Genomic DNA, 21,819 nt, shown 5'->3' with positions numbered 1-21,819 from the left:
AGATATACGACATGGACGCTCGTCAGTTCGCCTTTCTGGCCCGCCAGCCTTCCGCCACCCTGCAAGCGCGGGATACGTTCTGGGGGCTGTCCAAACGCGGTCTGGCGTTCATCCTGGCCAATGTGATGTTCTGGCAGCCGCTGGTGGCGATGGCCGACGGCATCGTAGTCAACGGCAGCGGCACCAGCCTCGGCCAGGCCGGCAATGGCGTGCCCATCGTCAACATTGCCACGCCCAATGGCGGCGGGCTGTCGCATAACAAGTTCAGCGACTACAACGTCGGCCAGCAGGGTGTGATCCTCAACAACGCCACCGGTCGTACCCAGGAAACCCAACTGGGCGGAATCATTCTCGGCAACTCCAACCTGGGTGGCCGCGCGGCCAATGTGATCCTCAACGAGGTCAACGGCGGCAGCCCCAGCCAGCTCAAGGGCTACACCGAAGTGGCCGGGCAAGCGGCCCATGTCATCGTCGCCAACCCCTACGGCGTGACCTGCAACGGCTGCGGCTTCATCAACACCCCCAAGGCCACCCTGACCACCGGCAAGCCGGTGATCGAGAACGGCCAGGTCCAGCGTTACCAGGTGGACCAGGGCAGCGTCGCCATCGAAGGCGCGGGCCTCAACGCGAGCAATATCGACCAGTTCGAAATCATCACCCGCAGCGCCAAGCTCAACGCCGAGATCCAGGCCAGGCACCTGACGGTGATCGCCGGGGCCAACGACGTCGACGCCAAGACCTTGAATGCCACGGCCCGCACCGCCAACCCGGCGGATGCACCGCAACTGGCCATCGACTCATCAGCCCTGGGCGGCATGTACGCCGGGGCCATCAAACTGGTGGGCACCGAGGCCGGGGTGGGGGTGAAGCTCGACGGCAAGCTGATTGCCAGTGGCGGTGATATCCAACTGGATGCCAACGGCCAGTTGCGCATGGCGGACGCCACTGCCGAGAAGGGCGCGGTGGCGATCAAGGCCGGCAGCCTGGAGGCCCAGGGCGCGGTCTACGCCGGTAGCGAACTCAAGGTACAGACCCGGGGCGACCTGAGCAGCCAGAAAACCCTCGCCGCCCGGGACCGCATCACCCTCGACAGCGGTGGCCAACTGAGCAACCAGGGCATCATCGAAGCCGGGGTCAATGCCGATAACTCTCGCAACGCCAACGGCGATATCAGCCTCAACGCCCGGGATCTCGACAACCGCGGCAAGAGCATTGTCGCCAGCCGCGACCTGACCCTGAACACGGCACAGATCCTGGACAACCGAGGCGGCACCCTGAGCGGGCAGCGCCAGGTGAAGGTCAGTGCCGGGGCTCTGGATAATAGCCATCAGGGCAAGCTGCTGAGCGCCGAGCGCCTGCAACTCGATGCCGAGCAAGTGCGCAACGGCCAGGGCGGCCTGATCAAGAGCCAGCAGTCCCTCAATGCCACCCTCGGCCACCTGGGCAACAGCGGTGGCGAGCTGTCGAGCCAGGGCAGCAGCACCCTGGTACTGGCCGGCATGGACAACCTCACCGGCGTGGTACTGGCGCAACAGACCCTGGAGATAACCGGTACGGCAGAACTGGACAACCAGGGCGGGCTGCTGTCGGGCTGGCAGGGCCTGACCCTCAACGGCACAGGCTTGAACAACAGCAACAAGGGCACCGTCTCCAGCCTCAAGGGCGGTGTCGAGGTCACCCTCAGCGACGCCTTGAACAACAGCCAGGGCGGTGGCCTGGTCAGCCAGCAGGCCCTGGACGTCAAGGCCGCCAGCCTCGACAACAGCCTCAAGGGCATGATCTCCAGCGCGGGTGCACAGAGCCTCAAAATCAGCGACCGGCTGGACAACAGCCAGGGCGGCTCCATCGACAGCGCCGCCACCCTGACCCTGCAGGCCATGACCCTGGGCAACCAGGGCGGCACGGTCAACGCCGCCGGCGACCTGGAGTTCATCGGCAGCGACCTGGACAACAGCCAAGGCTCCTTCACCGGCAAGCAGGGCGTCACCCTCGACCTGCTGGGACACTTGATCAACAACCAGGGCACCCTGTCCGCCGCTGGCCCTTTGCTGCTCAAGCGCAGCACTAAGGTTGAGAACCAGGGCGGCGAACTTTTCAGCCAGCAGTGGCTGCGGCTGTTCACCGAACACTTGGACAACCGGCAGAAGGGCCGGGTCGCGGCCAATGAGTCGGTGTTGATCAGCGCCAGTGGCGAAGTGCAGAACAGCGATGGCGGAGAGATCCTCAGCCGCGAAGCCGACCTGCAACTCAATGCCGAGCGACTGGATAACGCCAGAGGCCTGCTGCAGGCCAAGACCACCCTGGGCCTCGATGTGGCGGCCGACGCCGGTAACCAAGGCGGACAAGTGATTGCCCAGCAGGGCGACCTGACGCTCAAGGCGGGCCACCTCGACAACAGGGCCGGCAAGGTGTCCGCCCTCAACGGCGGCGCCACCCTGGAAACCGCGGCCGATGGCCGCCTCGACAACCGCGACGGCGCGCTCTTCGCCCAGCAGGCTCTGCATATCAGCGCCAGGGAGCTGGACAACAGCGCCGGCCAGATCAGCGCCCGGCAGATCGAGCTGGAGCTCGCTGGTGCCCTGAACAACCGCCAGGGCCTGATCGAAAGCGGCAGTACCCTGGCCACCGCTGCTGCCAGCCTGGACAACCAGCGCGGGCAACTGCGGGCCCTGGGCCTGGCCAGCAAGACCCGGTTCAGCATCGCTGGCACCTTCGACAACCGCGACGGCTCCCTGGAAACCGCCAACAACGACCTGGCCTTCGACGCCGGCGGCTTCAACAACCGCGGCGGCAGCCTGCTGCACAGCGGCAGTGGCGTGTTCGGCATCTCCATGGCCAACCTCGAAGACGTCGGCGGCCGCCTGAAGACCGCCGGCCAACTGACCCTGGAAGCCGAGCGCTGGACCAACAGTAGCTCGATCCAGGCCGACCGGTTACTGGTCAAGGTCGACCACCTGACCCAGACCGCCGACGGCCAGCTCCTGGCGGGCACCGGCCTGACCGGCAGCGGCAGCCACTGGAGCAATGACGGCCTGATCGGCAGTGACGCCGCGCTCAACCTCGACCTGAACGGCAACTACAGCGGCAAGGGGCGCCTGAGCAGCATTGGTCAACTGGACCTGCATGCCGCCCAACTGGACCTGGCGGACAGCGCCAGCATCGCCGGTGGCGCCAATGGCACCCTGAAGATCGACGGTGCGCTGAACAGCGCCGGGCGTATCACCGCCAGCCAGAAGCTGCTGCTGAATGCCGCCAGCATCCACAACCTCGGCACCCTGGGCAGCGGCGAAGACCTGAGCCTCAACGCCGCCACCCTGGTCAACGACCATGGCCTGATCTCCAGCGGCGGCAATATGCAGTTGCTGACCAACAGTTTCACCAACCGCTATGCCCAGGTGTACAGCCTGGGTACCGCGCTGATCGCCAAGGACGACCAGCAAGCCAGGGCCGACCTGCTGGACAACCGCTCCGGGGATATCGAAAGCCTGGGCAAGCTGACCATCGCCGCCAGCACCTTCAACAACGTCATGGACGTGCTGCAGTACACCGAGCACGAAAAGAGTGCCGCCAGCATCACCCGCCTATCCTGCACCCTGATTCCCGTCGCCGGCTGCGACGACCGCGGCGGTGGCCGCATCAACGGCCTGTGGGAAGTGGCCGAGACCGACCGCCTGCGGGTGACCAACAGCAGCGCCGCCGCCAGCCTCAACAGCGGCGCGGACCTGCAGATCGACACCCAGACCCTGACCAACACCAGCAGCCTGATTACCGCGGCCGGCGACATCAACATCAAGGCCGAGACCGTCCACAACCAGGGCCTGCAACCCCAGGAAATCACCACCCTGCGGCGCTACTGGAGCTTCGTCAACGAAACCGGCACCGCCGCAGCCCTAGCCGCCGCGTTCAACGCCCGCAACAACCCGACGCCTTCGAGCAGCTTCGCCTCCGACCTCAGCGCCTTCATTGCCTGGACCGGGGTGATGCTGTCCTCCAGCAGCAAGGTGGTGGACGGCGACCAATCCTTCGCCGCCACCATTCAGGCCGGTGGCAAGGTCAACCTCAAGGCTGACCAGACCCTCGACAACAGCGTGATCCGCTCCTTCTACGAGTACGTCGGCGCCGGCAAGACCCTGACCGACACCGGCGTTGGCAACGGCTACTCGACGCCGATCCGGATCAACCCGCAACTGCCCCCGGAACTGGCCCAGCAACAGGTCAACCCCCTGGAGCTGCCGGGCTTCACCCTGCCCACCGGCGGCAACGGCCTGTTCCGCCTCAGCGGCCAGGGCAGCACTTTGGCCCAGGCCCCGACGCCTGCGCAGATCGCCGGCCTGCCGGACGCCGCGAGCCTGTCCCGGCCGCACAAGTACCTGATCGAAACCAACCCGGCGCTGACCCACCTCAAGCAGTTCATGAGCTCGGACTACCTGCTGTCCCACCTCGGCTACAACCCGGACGAAAGCGCTAAACGCCTGGGGGACGGTTTCTACGAACAGAAACTCATCCAGCAAGCCATGGTGGCCCGCACCGGCCAGCGCTTTATCGACGGCCAGGACAGCAACGAAAAACTCTTCAAGCACCTGATGGACAACGCCATCCAGAGCAAGCAACAGCTTGATCTCTCGGTGGGCGTAACCCTGACCTCCGAACAAGTCGCCGCCCTGACCCACGACATAGTCTGGCTGGAAAGCCATGAAGTGAACGGCGAACAGGTGCTGGTACCCGTGCTGTACCTGGCCCAGGCCAACAACCGCCTGGCGCCCAACGGCTCCCTGATCGCCGGCAAGGACGTGAGCCTGATTGCCGGCAAGGACTTGAACAACGTCGGCACCCTGCGCGCGGCCAATGACCTATCGGCGGTGGCGGGGGCGAACCTGGTCAATAGTGGGTTGGCGGAGGCGGGCAAGGGCCTGAGTCTGACGGCGGGCAAGGATCTGCTGAACAAGGCCGGTGGTGTTATCGCTGGGCGCGATGTGGCCTTGACGGCAACTGATGGAGACGTGGTTAACGAGCGAACCTTGACTCGTCATCGGAGCTCCACTTCCACCAGTAATGAGCAACGCGATTTTGTTGATAGTGCAGCGCGCATCGAGGCCACGAACAATCTGACCCTGACTGCCAGCCGGGACCTGAAAAATACCGGCAGTGCATTGACCGCAGGCGGTGATGCGGTGCTCAGCGCTGGGCGTGACCTGTCCATTACGTCCACCGAACAGGCGAACAGCAGCAGTGGCCAGTTCAAGAAAGACCTCTGGACGCGTAGTCAGACCACACAAAATGCCAGTGACATTCAGATAGCCGGCAGTCTGAAAGCAACAGCGGGTCAAGACATTCAAGTAGTGGCGAGCAAGGTTGCTGCCCAGCAAAGCTTGTCGATGGTTGCAGCACGAGATGTGGCCATCGAGTCTGCGGCCAACGCGGGTCATAGCTCGTTCAAAACCAGTAACGGTAGAAGTTCTGACGATCAGGTTCGCCAGCAGTCTTCACGGGTAGAGGCGGGTGGTGATCTGTCGATCAAGGCAGGCCAGGATCTGACGTTGGTGGCCAGCCGGGTTAAAGGGGGGCAGAACGTCGCCCTGGATGCTGCTCGCGATCTCAATGTGCTGTCGGCAAAGGATGAGACTGCCTCTTTCATGTCCAAGAAGGGCAAAGGCTCCTTTGGTCAGAGCAGCAGCAAACAGCAGGAGAGCTACCACAGTACCAACATCGCCTCCGTGGTCGAGGCCGGGAAAGACCTGACCCTCAACACCAGCAAGAAAGCCGATGGCGGCATGAGCATCAACGGTGGCCGCGATGTCACGCTGATCGGCAGCCAGCTCAAGGCCGGTGCAGACCTGATGGTCGGTGCCACCGGTGATGTGGCGATCCTCTCTGGTATCGAGGAGCACGGCTCCTACAGCAAGAAGACCAAGTCCGGTTTCCTCGGCCTGTCCAAAAGCGGCAAGAGCCAGTTGCAAACCACCGCGACCCAGGTCGGCAGCGAGCTGAGCGCTGGCAACGATGTGGTGGTGGCAGCAGGCAACGATATCCGCCTGCGGGCCAGTGAAGCCGTGGCCGGCAACGATGTGGAACTGCGTGCCGGGCTGGTCAAGGACAGCGGTGACATCAATCTGGTTTCGGCCAATGACACGGCCTACAGCCGCAGCGAGCAGTACAAGAAAAAAGTCGGGCTTTCCTCCTCCGGGGCCAGCGTCTCCTTTGCTTCGGCCAAGGAGTCCGGGCGCCAGGCGCAAAGCAGCACCAGCGTGGGCAGCCAGGTGCTGGCCGAGCGCGATGCGAGCCTGAAGGCCGAGCGCGACATCAATGTGGTGGGCAGCGGCATCAGCGCCGGGCGCAATGTCAGTCTTGACGCCGGACGCGATGTGAATGTGCTGGCGGCACAGAACAGCTCGGCGGAGCAGGACTGGAAGAGGAGCAAGCAAGTCGGCGTGGGCGTCAGCAGCGACGACAACGGTGTCAGCCTCTTCGCCGGTGCCGAGCGCAACAAGGAAAAGAATCGCGTCGAAACCCAGACCGCCGCCGCCAGCCAGATCAGTGCCGGTGCAGACCTGTCGGTCAACGCCAAGCGCGACATCAACCAGGTGGGTTCCGATCTTCGGGCCGATCACGACATCAACCTGGTGGCCGGTCGCGATATCAAGATCGACGCCGCCCGGGAAGTGCGGGTGACCGAGCAGCAGCGTGAAAGCGAGCGCAATGGCCTGGGTGTCACCATTAACCACAACTATGGCAAGACCAAGGACGCGGTCAATGGTGCCGGCGACGGTGAAAACAACACCAGCAAAGCCTCCAGCACCCTCAAGGCCGTCGACTCGGTCAGCCAGTTCCTCGCCGGGCCGACCGCCGACGTCAAGCTTGGCAACAGCAAGCAAAGCAGCAGCCAGGAGATCATCGAGCAGGGCAACCGCTCTTCAACTCTGCAGGCCGGCAACGACCTGAACCTCACGGCCAACAACGACGTGACCGTCAAGGGCAGTCAACTGAGTGCCGGGCGCGACATCAACGTCAAAGGGCGCGACGTCACCCTGGATGTGGCCAAAGGCAGCATCAGCGAGGAAACCCGCAATACCGAGATGTGGGGCGGCATCCACGGCGGCACCAGCGGCGGCTTCAAGATCGGCGTCGGCGGCAGCTTCGGCACCGCCAGCACCGAGAGCAGCCAAGGCTCCTCCACTGCCACCCAACTGGATGCCGGGCGCGACATCAACCTCAAGGCCAGCAACGACCTGAACCTGATCGGGACCCAGGCCCAGGCCGGACGCAACATCGACCTGGATGCCGGCAACGACCTGAACATTCGCGCCGCCCAGAACGACCACAGCAGCGAGAACAACCGCAACAGTGGTGGTGGGGAAGTCGGCTTCACTTTCGGCTCGGAAGGCGTGGGCGTCTACGCCAGCGTCAGCATGGGCAAAGGCAATCTGGAGCGTGAAGGCGAGCGCCAGCAAGAGGCTTATCTCTATGCCGGGGACCGTCTGGGCTTCACCAGTGGCAAGGACACCAACATTTCTGGTGCCAACCTGCGTGGCGATGAAGTTATCGGGCGTGTCGGGGGGGACCTGAACGTCGCTTCGGTCGCCGATACCGGCAAGGTCAAGGGCAAGGAATTCGACATCAGCGTCACCGCCACCTTTGGTCCTGCTCCAGGGCTCAGTGGCTCGGTCGGCTATGGCCAGACCACCGGCAAGACCGACTGGGTTGAAGAGCAAACCCGCATCACTGGCAAGAACAAGGTCGATATCCGCACCGAAAACCACACCCAAATCGACGGCGCGCTGATCGCTGCCGACAACGGCAACCTCAAGCTGGACACCGGCACCCTGGGCTTCAGCGATATTGCCGGCAAGGACAAGGAACACGGCTATTACCTGAACGTGGGCGGCACCTACAGCTCCGGTAGTGGCACCACACAAGACAGCAGCCAGGTGGGTAAAGGCAAGGAAGGTGAAACCGGCTGGAGCGTCAGCGGCTGGGAATACCAGAAGGACCGCGAGCAGATCGTCCGCGCCACCGTCGGGGCGGGCGAGATCGTGGTGCGCAAGGATGCCGAGACCGGGGCCGATTCAACGGCCGGGCTGAACCGGGATGTGGGCAAGGCATATGAGATCACCAAGGATGAGGAGTCGCGTACGGATTTGTATGCGAGCAGTTCTTCCATTGGGGCGGTGGCGAGCCCGAAGAAGGCGTATGAGCAGTGGAAGAAGAGTGTTGAGTTGTATGGGGAAAAAAGCCAGGAGACGATGGTAAAGCTAACCCTCCTCTTGGCCAGCATGGGCGTTCTAATCGCGTCGCCAGACAATCTTCAGGGTACATCCGAAGAAATTAATAGAGTCCTGGTAGAAACCGAAAACTATCTAAAAGCCTTTAGTAAGGATGAGAACAGACGTGCGGAGGCTATTGAGTTTCGACTCAAGCAGAAGTTCGGAGATCCAAAATCTGACGGGGAAAAGCTTCTCGTCGCTCGCATGCAGGAAATTGCCCGTCAGAGCCCTGAGAAGTCAGTTGAACTGACAGCGCTCATCGGCCGCCTCAGCGATTCTACTGCAGGCGCAAATAACTATGCTCAGGGGCTCGCTAGTTCGGGGGTTATGCTTGCCCTGATTGGTGCACTGGCTTATCAAGCGTCCACACCTGAAAATCAAGAGCGGATGCGTAATGCCGCCAACTCTATGGTTAAAAGTGCTAGTCAGGGTGTTTCTGTAAAAGCGGAGGAGGTGCAGAGTCGGCTAAGGGTTTCAATGGCGCTCTGGGAATTGCTAACTGTTATGCCGTTCCCAATTCACCTGCTTGATGATGAAAACCGAAAGCTGGTCAATCCGATTGTTGATGCATCAGGACTGAATCCTACCAGTGGGGGCTACGCTGAAGGTGGCGGAGTTATCACAACGCCTCATACGGGTGGTACTCAGCTGGATGGAGTACAGAAGGATGGTGCCTATGTAACTCCGGAGCACAAGCTGAATCCGGGGGTGATGTATACTATAAATGGTATTACTCCTCGTAATGCACGAAATTTAGTTGGAGGGCCTCTTGAGGGTGGGACTCAAGTTAGTCGAAATTTCATATTGGAAGGTGGTCCCGTGAATGGAGTGTTATATCGGGCTGATAATCAAGGGAACATAACTAGCTACGCTACTTATGATTCGGTGGGTATGGTGTTGAAAAGAGTCGATGTTACAGGTAAGCCTCATTTGTCTGTTCCGACGCCACATGTAATAGAGTATGGTAGGAATACACTTCCTGATGGAACTGTTAGAGTGCAGTCACCATCCACGAAGTTAGCCCCAAGACCGATTAGACCAGACGAGGTTCCATGATGAGTGTTAATACAATTAAACCTTTTGTAGGCTTGAGTAGATATGAATCATGGAAATCGCAGTGGGCGGAAAAAAGTACAGTTGATATATTTTCCTATGTGAGTGAAATTTGCAGTCCTGAAGATGTTATGTTGTTTTGTAGATTGTTGTTTCCAGATTTTGTTGTTAGGGATGATGCGGTGTTTCTAGAGAGTCGATACGACGCTGCGATATTCGATGTTTGGCTCGAGCAGTTGAATGGTGATGTCAATGCCGTTGAGAGGGTGATGAATCAAATTCATCTTTATGATGTTTTTTCTGGAACGGCAAGCGATGTTGGTGATGTAATATTTGAACAGTTGGCGGATATTTTTGCAGTTTCATGGCGTTTGGTTTTAAAAGATAAGTTTCCCGAGAAGAAGTTCTCTGTTGAAGTCTCAAATACCGAGCAGGATTACGGTCCAACGATAATTTTTTTTCAGATTTGTTAGTTGTGTTTTAGAGTGGGTGGTATGAGTTTTTGAGTTGAGTGGTTTTGTGTGTGAGTTATTAGGTTGTATGTGTCGTGGGTGGTGTATTGCAGAGTGATATTTAGGAGGGGTTAAGAAGTTTTTTTGTATGTTGCTTGTCTGGAAGAAGAGTGGGTTGTTTCGTGTTAAATAGTTCTGCTCTTAGTGTCCGCGTAAAAGATGAGTGATTCAGTTCTAACTCTATATATGTCGCGAGAGAAACGAGTGGCTTTGGCACTCTGATCTTTGCCGACAACGGCAACCTCAAGCTGGACACCGGCACCCTGGGCTTCAGCGATATTGCCGGCCAGGACAAGGAACACGGCTATTACCTGAACGTGGGCGGCACCTACAGCTCCGGTAGTGGCACCACACAAGACAGCAGCCAAGTGGGTAAAGGCAAGGAAGGTGAAACCGGCTGGAGCGTCAGCGGCTGGGATTACCAGAAGAACCGCGAGCAGATCGTGCGCGCCACCGTCGGGGCGGGCGAGATCGTGGTGCGCAAGGATGCCGAGACCGGGGCCGATTCAACGGCCGGGCTGAACCGGGATGTGAGCAAGGCATATGAGATCACCAAGGATGAGGAGTCGCGTACGGATCTGTATGCGAGCAGTTCTTCCCTTGGAGCGGTGGCGAGCCCGAAGAAGGCGTATGAGCAGTGGAAGAAGAGTGTTGAGTTGTATGGGGAAAAAAGCCAGGAGACGATAGTAAAGCTAACCCTCCTCTTGGCCAGCATGGGCGTTCTAATCGCGTCGCCAGACAATCTTCAGGGTACATCCGAAGAAATTAATAGGGTCCTGATAGAAACCGAAAACTATCTAAAAGCCTTTAGTAAGGATGAGAACAGACGTGCGGAGGCTATTGAGTTTCGACTCAAGCAGAAGTTCGGAGATCCAAAATCTGACGGGGAAAAGCTTCTCGTCGCTCGCATGCAGGAAATTGCCCGTCAGAGCCCTGAGAAGTCAGTTGAACTGACAGCGCTCATCGGCCGCCTCGGCGATTCTCCTGCAGGCGCAAATAACTATGCTCAGGGGCTCGCTAGTTCGGGGGTTATGCTTGCCCTGATTGGTGCACTGGCTTATCAAGCGTCCACACCTGAAAATCAAGAGCGGATGCGTAATGCCGCCAACTCTATGGTTAAAAGTGCTAGTCAGGGTGTTTCTGTAAAAGCGGAGGAGGTGCAGAGTCAGCTAAGGGTTTCAATGGCGCTCTGGGAATTGCTAACTGTTATGCCGTTCCCAATTCACCTGCTTGATGATGAAAACCGAAAGCTGGTCCATCCGATTGTTGATGCATCAGGACTGAATCCTGCCAGTGGGGGCTACGCTGAGGGTGGCGGAGTTATTACAACGCCACATACCGGCGGTACTCAACTGGATGGGGTGCAGAAGGATGGTGCCTATGTGATTCTGGAGTACAAGCTGAATCCGGGGGTGATGTATAGTGAGTCAGATAGTTCAAAGAATACCTCTAAAAACTTGAGCTCTGCTTCTTTTGATGCTGCGAGTGGTATAGGAAAAATCTATTCTCATAAGGTTAGTTTGAGTAATGGTTAAATAATATTTAAAGACTTTCTGTAGGTGCTTCAAAGAGGTATTTTGGTTATGGACCAAATGGTACTGCTGAGTTGGTCGGCCGTTGAAACAGATGCTCGACTATGCTCAATCTCAAGGGGCAGAGAGAATTACTTTAAACGGCCGCTATGCAACTGAGGAAGGAGCGATGTTGGGTACGGGTAGTGTGGATAATGTTAAGAAAAATTTTTCCTTCAGTTTCCCCCGCTACCCGAGAAGGGTTAAAAGGGTTCTTAAAAGGGCTTGAGAAGTGAAGATACGTCGTACCCTTGAAAAAAGAATGAGGCAACTAGATGCATCGGGTCGAGGGCGTTTTTATGAGGTTGCAGATGAAAGGCAGATGCTTTGTTCTGTAAAACTTGAGAGCGGCGTTTTAGATATATGTGTAGATGGATTTTTTGTTTCGAAAAAAGATGAGGTTCGCAAGGTTCTTTTTGAGGAGGTTGTTGCTATAAAAAGTCATTTGAATGCAAGTTTTTTCTCTAGTGAAAGAGAGGACTTTGATTTTTATCTTCCTATAGATATTGAGTGTGAGTCTTTTGGATTTTCTCTTTTGGTGCCATTTTTGAGTTATTCCAACGTTCTGAATATTTTAACGGGTCTGAGGGATGATTGGCTTAAACAGGCCTTATTCTAAATTCACTCGTGGTTTCAGTAAGAGTCTAATTGTGGGGGTGAAAGGGTATCCCCAAATTTCGCAGATTCAAGTTAATTCTGGTGGAGGTCGGCATGAAGGAGCTTATTAGAAAGTTTCTACTACAACGGAGGGAGCTATAAAGATAGTTGATCCTTCAACGTATAAGCCGAATCCTGGGGAAAAGGCAAAGCTTGTTTCTGGAGGTTAGTTTGATGTTGTCAAAATTAAAATGGATAATTCAAGCTTTGGCTATTCCAGCATCTGAGCAGGTGCGTTTATTTTCACCTTTTGTTAATGTTGCAGATGAGCTTGCATTAATTTGGGAGGATGTCTTAGAAGGTCTTGAGGTTTTTAGAGAGCTGGTGTCAGCATACGTGTTATTGGCAATTCAAAATCTAGATGAGAAGATTTTATCTACTAGTGGTGAGCCTAATTCGCAGATTTGGACTAAAAATTCTTTGTACAACTCTGTCCACTGGGAGGGAATAAGAGGGCTTGCTGCTGTGGTGGCTAAAAAATGAACTGGCCTATTAGCTCGCCTGGAGGGGCTGGACAAGGTTTCTCAGATAAGCGGTGGTCAGGCTGAAATGGCTGACTGGGGCCGTGATGCTTGGAGTGTAGCTCTTGCCGGCAAGGTAGCGAGAATTTACTCCTTATATGAAGAGACGTATTTTTCAGATATGACTCTTGAGGAATTTGCAGGCGCCTTGCAGAGTTGGAAGAAATTCATTCTCTCACAATAAATTTTGGTGGAAATATATATCGATTTTTTAAATTTCTATAGGTGAAGGAAATATGTCTGTTCTAGATGTCAATTGGCAGCCTGGATTCGGCTCAATATTCACTTGGTTTGCAATGGATAAATTTGGGCGGATTGCTGTGATGGTGAATAACTGCTTCGGTGATTTGCCCAAGGCGTTGCTCAGGATTGCTGCGGTTGAGTCAACGCTCGATCGAATGAATGAATATATATGGGAGGAGTCAAAAGAGTTTTGTGATTATCCAATGCAGAAAAATGGTGGCTTTGATTTGGATCTGTATTCTGCTTGTCGTCACCGAAGTTACTTATGTAAGAAGTCTATTGTAGATGGTCTTGAAAGTGAGCTGGCGAAAATGGGGCATTACAGTGAAACGAATTTGCCAGTCAATAAGGGCCTTTTTGTCTATCACGCTATTGAAGGCAGCTACGGAGGTGAGGATTATCCTGCAGGGTACTATGGCAACACGGTGATGGGTGACTACTTCAGATATCTGCTCCCAACAGTTTTCGCATCGATCGAGGATTTTCCTGAACCATTGCGCAGAAGCATCGCTGTTTCGGATCAGTTGGACTTTACAGTTGATCGATTACTGCACAACGAACGTATCAATGAATATTTCCCCACTCTGTACTCAGGCTAAAGGGGGCGGCTTTGTACCGCCCCTACCTGTTTATGCCGATAGCTGATCTTGCATCCATCGACCCGCCACATCCATCAAATCACACCCATCGCGCAGCAAAATGCTGCACGCCAGTGATAGTTCCTGCAGCACCGCTGCACCTCTGGGCGCGTCATCAGAAATCGCGAAGTTCTCCAGCAGTTGAGTAACAGCGCGAATGCGATACGCCGCTGCATCGTGCAGGACGTTTATGGGAGCTTGGGTATCGATCAGCTGGGAGGGGATGTTGCAGTCGTGGCCGGTTATAGCTTGATAACGCGTCATTTATTGAGCGTTTTTGGTTTGGCTGGGGGCTCTGTAGATCAGGTCGCCAAACCCGGTCGTTCTTTCAACGCTCCCTCGACTATATCCAGCGTTCCACCCTGTCCTTTAAGCCTCATTCCTACTGGATTGTCTGCTTCTGCTGTAAGGCAATTCCTAATTTGTCGAGAGGACCTTTTCGAGCCGGTCCGCCGCGATTTTCCTGGCTTACAATGCCGCCGCTTATCGCCATGCCACAGGTGGTTTTTAGGTGGCGGTGCGTTGTTGAAAACCTTCTCAAGGAAGATCCGTCATGCGTCTGTTGTCTCTGCTCTTCACCCTCGCTTTGCTCGCCGGTTGCGCCTCCACGCCGGACTATTACATCTCGCCCAAACCGGTGCAGATTCCCGCCAACGCGACTTACTGGATCGACACCTTCAACCTGCAGTTGGTCGGCGAGAGCGAGCGTTTTCTGCCCGAGGACAAGTTGCGCCAGCAACTGGGCATGGAGTTGATCCGGCAGTTGGGCAATGCCAATCGCTACGCCGCCACCAAGGACAGTGCCGACTACCTGCTGGATGTAGATGCGGTGTACAAGCGCCGCCTCAGTGATTCCCAGGGCGGGCTGGTGTCGATGGTCGTCGATGACAATACGATCCTTGCCAGTGTCGACTTTGGCTACAAGGTGCAGGTCAAGCGCGACGGCGCCGAGGTGTTGCATTTCGCCCAGGAGCGCGATGGTTTGCAGCCTGCCGGGGCCATGGGCCAGTTGCGCAATATGAAGACCATGTTGGGGGCGATCACCAACAGCGGTAATTCGGATGTGGAGAACTTCTACATTCGTGCTCTGCCGAGGTTCATCGTTCGCGATATCACGGCCATTCCTTCTCGTTGAGTGAGTGTGTGGGGGGATTGTAGGAGCGAGCTCGCTCGCGATGAGCGCCAGGGCGTCGCGTTCTTTCAGTAGCGGCGCGTTATCGTTGGCGTTGTTCGCGAGCGAGCTCGCTCCTACAGGGGGATCAACGTGCTTTTGGGGTTATAGCTTTTTCACCGGAATGCAGATCTCACACTCCAGCTCCCCGGTCTTGACGTCGTAGAAGGCATCCCCCGGGTAGCGTTCGAAGGCCGGGCGCGGGTCGAATTGCAGGCCGCTCTTGGGCAGCCAGTCGCGGCACAGTTCGATCCAGGCGTCGGCGATAGCCGGGCCCAGGCCGCGGTAGTGGGCCACGGCGTAGAGACCACCGGGCAAGGTGGTGACGACGGCCGGGGCGCTGGCCTTGAAGTCTTCGGGCACTTCCACGCAGGCGTCGTAGCGGCATTTGTCGGCGGGGGTGAGGTCCGGGTCGTCGTGGCCGATGCCGTAGCGCACGCGGTTGAAAAGTTGATGTTCGAGCATCCATGGCGCTGCGGTTTCGCGCCAGAAAACACCAATGCCCGGGCCGTAGGCGCCGATGTAGCGCAGGTAGGCCACGCGGGTGGCGGGTAGTTGCTGCAGGGTGACCTTCATCGCGGTTTCCTTCAGGTGAATGAAGGCGTCAGGATCGTCGAAGGCGGGGATGTGGGTCTGATCAGGATTGCGCAATTCACGCAGGCGGCGTTCGCGGATGTCGTCCAGGCGGCGGTGCCAGCGTTTGGGCTCGGTATCGCGCCAGGTGCTGGGGGAGACCGAGAAGTGCTGTTTGAAGGCCCGGGAAAATGCCTCGCCGGAGCCGAAGCCGACTTCCAGGGCAATTTCCAGCACTGAGGCCGAGGGGCGGCTGGCCATGAGGTAGGCACCGCAGGCCAGGCGTCGGCGGCGCAGGTAGGCACCCAGGGGCTCGCCGACCCAGGCGCTGAACAGGCGGTGGAAGTGGTAGGGCGAGAAATGGGCGACCCGCGCCAGGTCCGCCAGCTCCAGGGGTTGGTCCAGGTGTTGGTCGATATGCTCCAGCACCCGGCTCATGCGCAGGGTGTATTCGTGGAGGCTGTGATAGGCGGCGCTCATGTCTACAGCTTAGTTGGCTGGGTGGGTCGTCACAGTCTGCCGCAGATTTGTGCCGTTTGTGAGTGCGATTCGCCGGCAAGCTGGCTCCTGCGGCAGGTTCTGCCGGCGAACAGGTTCTCAATCGTCACAACAGCAACTGCTGCTCTTGCCCTGGGGCGTTGCCTGGTAGCGATCGTGGTGCCGGACCCAGCCCATGATCTGCTCTTCGTTGCGCCCCTTGGGCGTCAGGTCGAGGAAGTTGTAGGCCCCCAGCAACAGGTCCAGCCCGCGGGCATAGGTGGAATAGGTGTGGAATATCTCACCTTGCGGGTTGCGGTAGAACACGCTGAGCCCGGGCAACTCCTGCTCATCGCCACTGGCCTGTTCGTAGTTGTAGCTGGCAGTGCCCTGGGCCAGTTGCTCGGCGCTGAGGCTGACGCCGAAGTCCTGGTTGAAGTCGTCGCCGGCGCTGGAGTACCAATCGAAATGCCAACCCATGCGCTGGCGAAAGGCCTGGAACTCGGCATAAGGGGCGTGGGAGATGGCCACCAGCGCTACATCGTGGTGGGCCAGGTGCTGGTTGGCGCCATCGAAGTGGTCGGCGACGAACGAGCAGCCCTTGCAGCCTTCCTCCCAACCTTCGGCAAACATGAAGTGGTAGACCAGCAGTTGGCTGTGGTCGCCAAACAGATCGGCCAGGCCCAGCGGGCCATCGGGGCCATGAAACTGATAGGGCTTGTCGATTTTTACCCAGGGCAGCGCCCGGCGTTCGGCGCTGAGCTGGTCGCGCTGGCGGGTAAAGGCCTTTTCGTGGATCAGGTGCTGTTTGCGGGCTTGCAGCCATTGTTCCCGGGAGACCACGGGATGCTCGGTAACGGACATGACATCTCTCCTCAAGGCAGTGGGGGCGATGGGTCTTACACACGCTAGTCGTTTGGCGCTGGAGTGGATCGACAAACCGCCCAGCGGTTTTCCGATCAGGGGGCGGCGGGCTGGGGTGGATTTCCTGAACGGCTGAATGGCCTGCCGGTCACAACTTGTGAAGGCATTTCATTCGCTTGTCTGGAGGTTGAATCAGGATGACGACTTATAACTGGGATCTGATCGAACGGCTGCTGCACGAAGTGCAGAACGGCGCCGGCCACAGCTTCACTCCGCGGCCCTATGCCGAGCAGCATGCGGCGGCCAAGGCGGCGGAAGGCGAGCCCACCGGCAATCTGGATGACCTGAAAGTCACCGCCACCGAGTACGAAAAGTTACTGCTGGACCGTGGCTTTATCGAAAGCCGGCCGGAAGAGGAGGGGGGCAATGGCGAGAACTTCGTGCTCACGCCCCGCGGTTCCAGCCTGCTGTGCCTGATCGACAGCAGCATCCCGGGCAATGATCACCCGCGCCAGGTGCTGGATGAGCAGGCCGATGCGCTGGATCCGGCGACCTTCGATCAGGTGGCCTCCAAGGCCCAGATCGCCTAGGTTGCACCTAGCCCTGGCGGGCGTTCTGCAGGCATTTGAGCTCGGCGAAGTCCTTGCGCACTCCGTCGATTTTCTTCAGCAGGCGCTGACGCTGGGCCGGGGTGCTTTGTGCCATCAGGTCCACCAGCAGGCTGCGTGCGGCCTGTTCGGTGTGGGCGTACGCTTGGCGATAGTCCGGCGTCCATACGCTCTCGCGGTGTACCAGCAATTGCTCGATACGTTGTGGGAAATCGCTGTTTTGCCGTTGCTCCACGGCCGCGCTGAATTGCGCCTGCCAGTGGGCTCGGTTGGCGATCCACTGCTGGTTCTGCTCGCCCAGGCTGCTGGACCATTGTTCCACCCGTTGCTGCTGGCTCGGGCTTAGGGAGCCGAGCCAGGCGTTCAGGCGCTTGCTCATGCGTTGGCTGCGCTGCTCTATCTGTTGCGCCAACGGCGGCTTGAGGTATTGCTCCTGGTGTTCCTGCAGGTCCTTGGCGAAGGCGGAATTCATCTCTTTGACTTGCTGGTCGTTCAGACCCTGGAGCAGCTCCACGGCGGACGGGGTGATCTGCTGGGCGGTTTCGGCGATGGCTTGCTTGGCTTCCCGGGTGCGCTCTTGCAAGCCCTGGTCGCTGACCTGGTTGTTCTGCACCATCAGTTGCAGGCGGTCGAGCCAGTCCAGGTAACCCGGGAGCTGGGTGGTGCAATGCCAGCTCAGGTGCTGCTGCAGGCGCTGGTTGAACCAGCTCTTCTGCTCGCTGTTCATGTCCAGGTAGTCGTTGAGGTTCCAGGGAATGATCACATCCAGGTTGCGATAGGCCAGGCCGACCCGGCTACAGGCGCCCAGCAGCAGGCTGATGATCAGGAGCGGAATGAGGAGGTGCCAGCGGCGCGCCATGTTCGAGTCCTTGCGAGTGCGGGTTGCTGTATCTGAACCCTGAAGGCGCCTCGCAGTTCAGACGTTCAGTAGAACGCCCGTTCGGCCTTGAAGGTGAGCAGGCCGTCGCATTGCGGGTTATGCCCGGAGTAGGCGCTGCAGTCGTTGCCGCTGAGGCTGGAGTCACTGTAGATCAGGTTCAGGTCGATCCCCAGCCAGGGGCGCGAGAGCTTGATCGACCAGTCATTGAAGCCGGCCACGTAGCCGCCGTCGGCGATCGAGACGCCATTGTTCAGTTGATGGGTGGTGTATTTGACGCTGACGCCAATGCCGAACGGTACGTTGCCGCCCAGGTCAGCGAACAGGGTGCTGTTGCGTTTGTCCGGGTCATTGCTGAAGGCCGCGCCGAAGCGGCTGCCGAGCAGGGTCAGGCCGCCGTAGAATTCCTGGCTGTCCTGGGTCCGCAACTGCGGGTAGTTGTAGTGGATCATTCCCAGTTCGTAGCCCAGGGTCTGGTCGAAGGGCTGCTTGAAGCCTAGGTAGGAATCCACCTCCAGTTTGCTGGAGGGGCTCAGGCCCATGCTGGGGGCCCACTGGCCGGCATACCAGCCACTGTCGTGGCTCAGGTCGAGGCCGCCGTGGAACGAGCCGCTTGAGGACGGCTTGACCAGGCCCTGGGCCATGCTCCGGCTGGGGCTGGTGCCCAGCTTGAGGTCGAAATCCCCCAGCTCGCGCTGGAAGATTTGCCCATGGGCAATGGGGCAGGCCAACAGCAGGCTGCAGGCGAGCAACGAGGATTTGAGCATGCAGCACTCCCTGAACTGCGCGGAGCGACAACCTGAAAGGCGGCTGAAACGATTGATCTAGAGGGGGTAAAGGATACCGGCGAATGCCATTGGCTGAAGGCCGTTCGTCGATTTGCTGGTAGTGGGGAGGAGAGAGGGTGCCAGTCCTAGCGCTTTGAGGGCAAAGCGCTAAGGGACCAGGATAATGCGCGGGGGAGTTACTTCTTGCCCAGGCTGATCTGCTTGGACGGGCCGAAAGTCTGGCCGCTGACGCCTTTGGCGATCTGCTGGATTTCGCCGCCCGATTTCAGGAACGCTGCGATCTGTTCGTTGATCGATTCACTGGTTTCAACGGCGGGAGCTGGTTTTGCTTTGCTGTTGGAGGCTTTTACTCGCATGGCGGCCATTTAACCTTTCGGGAAAATTAATTTGGCCAGGCATCTTATCAGAAATACTTGACAATTGCTTGGTAAATATCCCCTGGAACAGAAAGGCGCTTGCTGCTGTTTTTCCTAAGTTTATTTTTCGGAGATTTTCCTAAGTCGCTGTTTTAACTAAGGACCCATCGAAAAAAATGCCCTCTCGCTGTGCTCCGCACAGGCTCGATGCACGGCTGTTTGCCTGACGAGCGGCCGGTTGAGCGCCGGGAACGCCAGAAAAATCAAGGATTTCGTGGCCGGCGATTCAGGAGCGTCAACGCAGGCCTGGAAAACAGGTAGAATGCCGCCCACGCAATGAGGGTATTGGAAATGGCTTTAGTCGGGCGCTACAACAGTTTGCAAGTGGTTAAACACACTAACTTTGGTTTGTATCTGGACGGTGGGGCGGACGGCGAAATATTGCTGCCCAATCGTTATATCCCCAAGGACATTCCCAGTGAAGATGAAGACTGGCTGAATGTTTTTGTTTACTTGGACAGTGCTGACAAGTTAATCGCAACTACCGAAAAGCCGAAAGTTCAAGTTGGTGAGTTCGCCAGTCTTAAAGTCGTCGAAGTTAACAGTATCGGGGTGTTCCTGGACTGGGGGCTGCCCAAGGATCTGCTGCTGCCGTACTCCGAGGAAAAGCGCCAGATGAACGCCGGCGAATACTGCGTGGTGCATGTCTACCTGGACAAGCACACTCGCCGTATCACCGCCACGGCCCGTCTGGACCGCTACCTGGACAAGACGCCGGCCAACTACAAGGCCGGCCAGGAAGTCGACTTGCTGGTGGCCGAGTCCACTGACATGGGCTTCAAGGCCATCATCAACAACAAGCACTGGGGCCTGATCCACAAGAACGAAGTGTTCAAGTTCCTGCGCTCGGGGATGCAAGAGAAAGGTTTCATCAAGGAAGTGCGCGCCGACGGCAAGATCAGCCTGAGTCTGCAACCTGTCGGTGAACAGGCGGCCACCAGCCTGAACTCGAAGATCCTCGCCAAGTTGCGGGAAAACGATGGCTCGCTGGCGGTCAGCGACAAGAGCGACCCGGCCTTGATCAGCAGTTTGTTCGGGGTTAGCAAGGGCAACTTCAAGAAGGCCATCGGTGCCCTCTACAAGCAGGGCCAGATTGTCATTCACGCGGATCGTATCGAGCTAAGCTGAGACTCAATTCACGCTGCGGGCGAGGCTTATGAAAACCACGCTGGTTGCCTGGCTCGCCACCTTGCTGGCGTTCCTGCTACTCGACGCGCTCTGGCTGGGGCTGATGATGGGCGAAACCTACCGGGCCCAGTTGGGGACGCTGCTGCTGGAACAGCCACGGCTGCTGCCGGCAGCGCTGTTCTACCTCCTCTACGTTAGCGGTTGCCTGCTGTTCGCAGTGCGGCCCGCCCTGCAGCAGGGCGGCTGGCGCCGGGCTGCGTGCCTGGGGGCGCTGCTCGGGCTGGTGGCCTACGGCACTTATGACCTGAGCAACTGGGCGACCTTGCAGGGCTGGTCGGCTTCCCTGGCGCTGCTGGACATGGCCTGGGGCATGCTGGCCAGTGCCCTGGCCTGCAGTTTCGGCGTCTTCTGTGCCTGCCGCTGGGTGCCTGGCGCAAACGGCGGAAACTAGGTCTGCTCCAGGGGACCCGTCAGGCGCGGCGGCAGTTCTTTATTTCGGGTAGGGGTCATGTCATTGAATCAATGTGAGGTATGGCGGTGAGCATCGAACGGCGCAACGCCGATGGGTTTGCCCTGCAGGTGATGTTGGGGCTGTGCCTGATCTGGGGCGTGCAGCAGGTGATGATCAAGTGGGCCGCGGCGGACATTGCGCCCATCATGCAGGCGGCCGCCCGTTCGGGGATCTCGGCGCTGCTGGTGGCTGTACTGATGTGCTGGAAAGGCGGCTGGTCCCAGGTTTCCAGTACCTGGCGCGGCGGCTTGCTGGCCGGCGCTCTGTTCGGCCTGGAGTTCCTGTTTATCGCCGAAGGCCTGAAGCTCACCAGTGCCGCGCACATGTCGGTGTTTCTCTACACCGCACCGATCTTCACCGCCCTTGGGGTCAATTGGCTGTTGCCCAGCGAACGCTTGCGGCCCTTGCAATGGTTGGGGATCGTCCTGGCCTTTATCGGCATCAGCATTGCCTTTGCCGGCGGGATCTCCCTGGACAACCTGGACCGGCGCATGCTCCTGGGCGACATTCTGGGATTGCTGGCGGGGCTGGCCTGGGGCGCGACCACAGTGGTGGTGCGGGCTTCGCGGCTGTCCGAGGCGCCGGCGACCCTGACCCTGTTCTATCAGTTGATCGTCGGTTTCGTCGGCCTGTTGCTGATCGCCGTGCTCAGCGGCCAGGTGACCCAGGTCAGCCTGACTCCGGTAGCGGTGGCCAGCGTGTTGTTCCAGGGGCTGGTGGTATCGTTCTTCAGCTACCTGACCTGGTTCTGGCTGCTGCGGCGTTATCTGGCGGCGAACCTGGCAGTGTTTTCCTTCATGACCCCGATGTTCGGCGTGACCTTCGGCGTGCTGTTACTGGACGAGCCCTTGAGCCTCAACTTCGTGCTGGGGGCAATGCTGGTGCTGCTGGGTATTACCTTCGTCAGCGCCGAACAGTGGCTGCGGCGGCGGATCCAGCGCTTGTTGTAG

Annotated in this window: 16 protein-coding genes and 1 pseudogene; 11 read left to right on the top strand and 6 right to left on the bottom strand. The window is 58.3% G+C overall.

Annotated features, from left to right (window positions below; translation table 11 throughout):
• Positions 1-11 precede the first annotated feature (11 nt).
• The 6 genes and pseudogenes from M2395_RS13510 (at position 12) to M2395_RS13485 (ending at position 13,417) form a co-directional block, all read left to right on the top strand.
• Positions 12-9,317: a hemagglutinin repeat-containing protein gene (locus tag M2395_RS13510; RefSeq protein WP_123430228.1), complete on the top strand. Its 9,306-nt coding sequence runs from the start codon at positions 12-14 to the stop codon at positions 9,315-9,317.
• The gene (locus M2395_RS13505) at positions 9,317-9,787 is read left to right on the top strand and encodes a hypothetical protein (protein ID WP_233447052.1); all 471 of its coding nucleotides are present in this window, start codon (positions 9,317-9,319) and stop codon (positions 9,785-9,787) included. Before M2395_RS13510 ends, M2395_RS13505 begins: the two co-directional genes overlap by 1 nt.
• A gap of 251 nt (positions 9,788-10,038) precedes the next feature.
• Positions 10,039-10,474: pseudogene (locus M2395_RS31825) on the top strand (adhesin); the annotation flags it as partial.
• Positions 10,475-11,629: 1,155 nt separating this feature from the next.
• Positions 11,630-12,016, top strand: coding sequence for a hypothetical protein (locus M2395_RS13495; protein ID WP_148071249.1), 387 nt, complete (start codon positions 11,630-11,632; stop codon positions 12,014-12,016).
• A 212-nt stretch (positions 12,017-12,228) separates the two neighbouring features.
• Entirely contained in the window at positions 12,229-12,537 is a 309-nt protein-coding gene (locus M2395_RS13490) for a hypothetical protein (protein ID WP_148071250.1), read from the top strand.
• A 274-nt stretch (positions 12,538-12,811) separates the two neighbouring features.
• Positions 12,812-13,417 carry a hypothetical protein gene (locus M2395_RS13485; RefSeq protein WP_123430229.1) on the top strand — a complete coding sequence of 202 codons (606 nt, stop codon included), beginning with the start codon at positions 12,812-12,814 and terminating at the stop codon, positions 13,415-13,417.
• Between the two features lie 30 nt (positions 13,418-13,447).
• Here the strand turns inward: M2395_RS13485 and M2395_RS13480 are convergent, their stop codons facing one another.
• The gene (locus M2395_RS13480; RefSeq protein ID WP_077933569.1) at positions 13,448-13,720 is read right to left on the bottom strand and encodes a hypothetical protein; all 273 of its coding nucleotides are present in this window, start codon (positions 13,718-13,720) and stop codon (positions 13,448-13,450) included.
• 289 nt (positions 13,721-14,009) lie between these two features.
• Here M2395_RS13480 and M2395_RS13475 point away from each other — a divergent pair, with 289 nt between their 5' ends.
• A complete protein-coding gene (locus M2395_RS13475) occupies positions 14,010-14,591 on the top strand; it encodes a hypothetical protein (RefSeq protein ID WP_053156871.1) in 582 nt (193 codons plus the stop codon).
• A gap of 141 nt (positions 14,592-14,732) precedes the next feature.
• On the opposite strand, the gene M2395_RS13470 is transcribed toward M2395_RS13475, so the two are convergent.
• Positions 14,733-15,680: a GyrI-like domain-containing protein gene (locus tag M2395_RS13470; protein WP_041116594.1), complete on the bottom strand. Its 948-nt coding sequence runs from the start codon at positions 15,678-15,680 to the stop codon at positions 14,733-14,735.
• Positions 15,681-15,797: 117 nt separating this feature from the next.
• Positions 15,798-16,541, bottom strand: a complete 744-nt coding sequence (locus M2395_RS13465; protein WP_053149676.1) for a thioredoxin family protein — start codon at positions 16,539-16,541, stop codon at positions 15,798-15,800.
• A gap of 197 nt (positions 16,542-16,738) precedes the next feature.
• Between M2395_RS13465 and M2395_RS13460 the strand changes: the two genes are divergently transcribed.
• Positions 16,739-17,131 (top strand): hypothetical protein, encoded by a 393-nt coding sequence (locus tag M2395_RS13460; protein WP_011059899.1) that lies wholly within the window; start codon positions 16,739-16,741, stop codon positions 17,129-17,131.
• A 7-nt stretch (positions 17,132-17,138) separates the two neighbouring features.
• On the opposite strand, the gene M2395_RS13455 is transcribed toward M2395_RS13460, so the two are convergent.
• The 3 genes from M2395_RS13455 to M2395_RS13445 all read right to left on the bottom strand — a co-directional run bounded on the left by M2395_RS13455 (position 17,139) and on the right by M2395_RS13445 (position 19,179).
• The gene (locus tag M2395_RS13455) at positions 17,139-18,008 is read right to left on the bottom strand and encodes a DUF6279 family lipoprotein (RefSeq protein ID WP_123430230.1); all 870 of its coding nucleotides are present in this window, start codon (positions 18,006-18,008) and stop codon (positions 17,139-17,141) included.
• Positions 18,009-18,073: 65 nt separating this feature from the next.
• On the bottom strand, positions 18,074-18,793 hold the full coding sequence (locus M2395_RS13450) for a TorF family putative porin (protein WP_011059901.1): 720 nt from the start codon (positions 18,791-18,793) through the stop codon (positions 18,074-18,076).
• A 197-nt stretch (positions 18,794-18,990) separates the two neighbouring features.
• The gene (locus M2395_RS13445; RefSeq protein WP_016962619.1) at positions 18,991-19,179 is read right to left on the bottom strand and encodes a hypothetical protein; all 189 of its coding nucleotides are present in this window, start codon (positions 19,177-19,179) and stop codon (positions 18,991-18,993) included.
• 342 nt (positions 19,180-19,521) lie between these two features.
• Here M2395_RS13445 and M2395_RS13440 point away from each other — a divergent pair, with 342 nt between their 5' ends.
• The 3 genes from M2395_RS13440 (at position 19,522) to M2395_RS13430 (ending at position 21,819) form a co-directional block, all read left to right on the top strand.
• Complete coding sequence (locus tag M2395_RS13440) at positions 19,522-20,358, top strand: S1 RNA-binding domain-containing protein (RefSeq protein WP_026020046.1); 837 nt, start codon at positions 19,522-19,524, stop codon at positions 20,356-20,358.
• A 28-nt stretch (positions 20,359-20,386) separates the two neighbouring features.
• Positions 20,387-20,809, top strand: coding sequence for a DUF2177 family protein (locus M2395_RS13435; RefSeq protein ID WP_077933571.1), 423 nt, complete (start codon positions 20,387-20,389; stop codon positions 20,807-20,809).
• 86 nt (positions 20,810-20,895) lie between these two features.
• Positions 20,896-21,819 (top strand): DMT family transporter, encoded by a 924-nt coding sequence (locus tag M2395_RS13430; protein WP_053150154.1) that lies wholly within the window; start codon positions 20,896-20,898, stop codon positions 21,817-21,819.

Source organism: Pseudomonas sp. BIGb0176 (genome assembly GCF_024810175.1).
Taxonomy (GTDB): Bacteria; Pseudomonadota; Gammaproteobacteria; order Pseudomonadales; family Pseudomonadaceae; genus Aquipseudomonas; species Aquipseudomonas protegens.
The sequence above is the reverse complement of the archived record's forward strand: the minus strand, read 5'-3'. Positions and strand labels throughout refer to the sequence as shown.

What these genes read in the sequence shown, in the direction of transcription:
- M2395_RS13440 (WP_026020046.1), top strand. Translation starts at nt 19,522, where the DNA reads ATGGCTTTAGTCGGGCGCTACAACAGTTTGCAAGTGGTTAAACACACT.
- M2395_RS13510 (WP_123430228.1), top strand. Translation starts at nt 12, where the DNA reads ATGGACGCTCGTCAGTTCGCCTTTCTGGCCCGCCAGCCTTCCGCCACC.
- M2395_RS13465 (WP_053149676.1), bottom strand. Translation starts at nt 16,541, where the DNA reads ATGTCCGTTACCGAGCATCCCGTGGTCTCCCGGGAACAATGGCTGCAA.
- M2395_RS13435 (WP_077933571.1), top strand. Translation starts at nt 20,387, where the DNA reads ATGAAAACCACGCTGGTTGCCTGGCTCGCCACCTTGCTGGCGTTCCTG.
- M2395_RS13485 (WP_123430229.1), top strand. Translation starts at nt 12,812, where the DNA reads ATGTCTGTTCTAGATGTCAATTGGCAGCCTGGATTCGGCTCAATATTC.
- M2395_RS13490 (WP_148071250.1), top strand. Translation starts at nt 12,229, where the DNA reads ATGTTGTCAAAATTAAAATGGATAATTCAAGCTTTGGCTATTCCAGCA.
- M2395_RS13505 (WP_233447052.1), top strand. Translation starts at nt 9,317, where the DNA reads ATGAGTGTTAATACAATTAAACCTTTTGTAGGCTTGAGTAGATATGAA.
- M2395_RS13450 (WP_011059901.1), bottom strand. Translation starts at nt 18,793, where the DNA reads ATGCTCAAATCCTCGTTGCTCGCCTGCAGCCTGCTGTTGGCCTGCCCC.
- M2395_RS13445 (WP_016962619.1), bottom strand. Translation starts at nt 19,179, where the DNA reads ATGGCCGCCATGCGAGTAAAAGCCTCCAACAGCAAAGCAAAACCAGCT.
- M2395_RS13470 (WP_041116594.1), bottom strand. Translation starts at nt 15,680, where the DNA reads ATGAGCGCCGCCTATCACAGCCTCCACGAATACACCCTGCGCATGAGC.
- M2395_RS13475 (WP_053156871.1), top strand. Translation starts at nt 14,010, where the DNA reads ATGCGTCTGTTGTCTCTGCTCTTCACCCTCGCTTTGCTCGCCGGTTGC.
- M2395_RS13460 (WP_011059899.1), top strand. Translation starts at nt 16,739, where the DNA reads ATGACGACTTATAACTGGGATCTGATCGAACGGCTGCTGCACGAAGTG.
- M2395_RS13455 (WP_123430230.1), bottom strand. Translation starts at nt 18,008, where the DNA reads ATGGCGCGCCGCTGGCACCTCCTCATTCCGCTCCTGATCATCAGCCTG.
- M2395_RS13480 (WP_077933569.1), bottom strand. Translation starts at nt 13,720, where the DNA reads ATGACGCGTTATCAAGCTATAACCGGCCACGACTGCAACATCCCCTCC.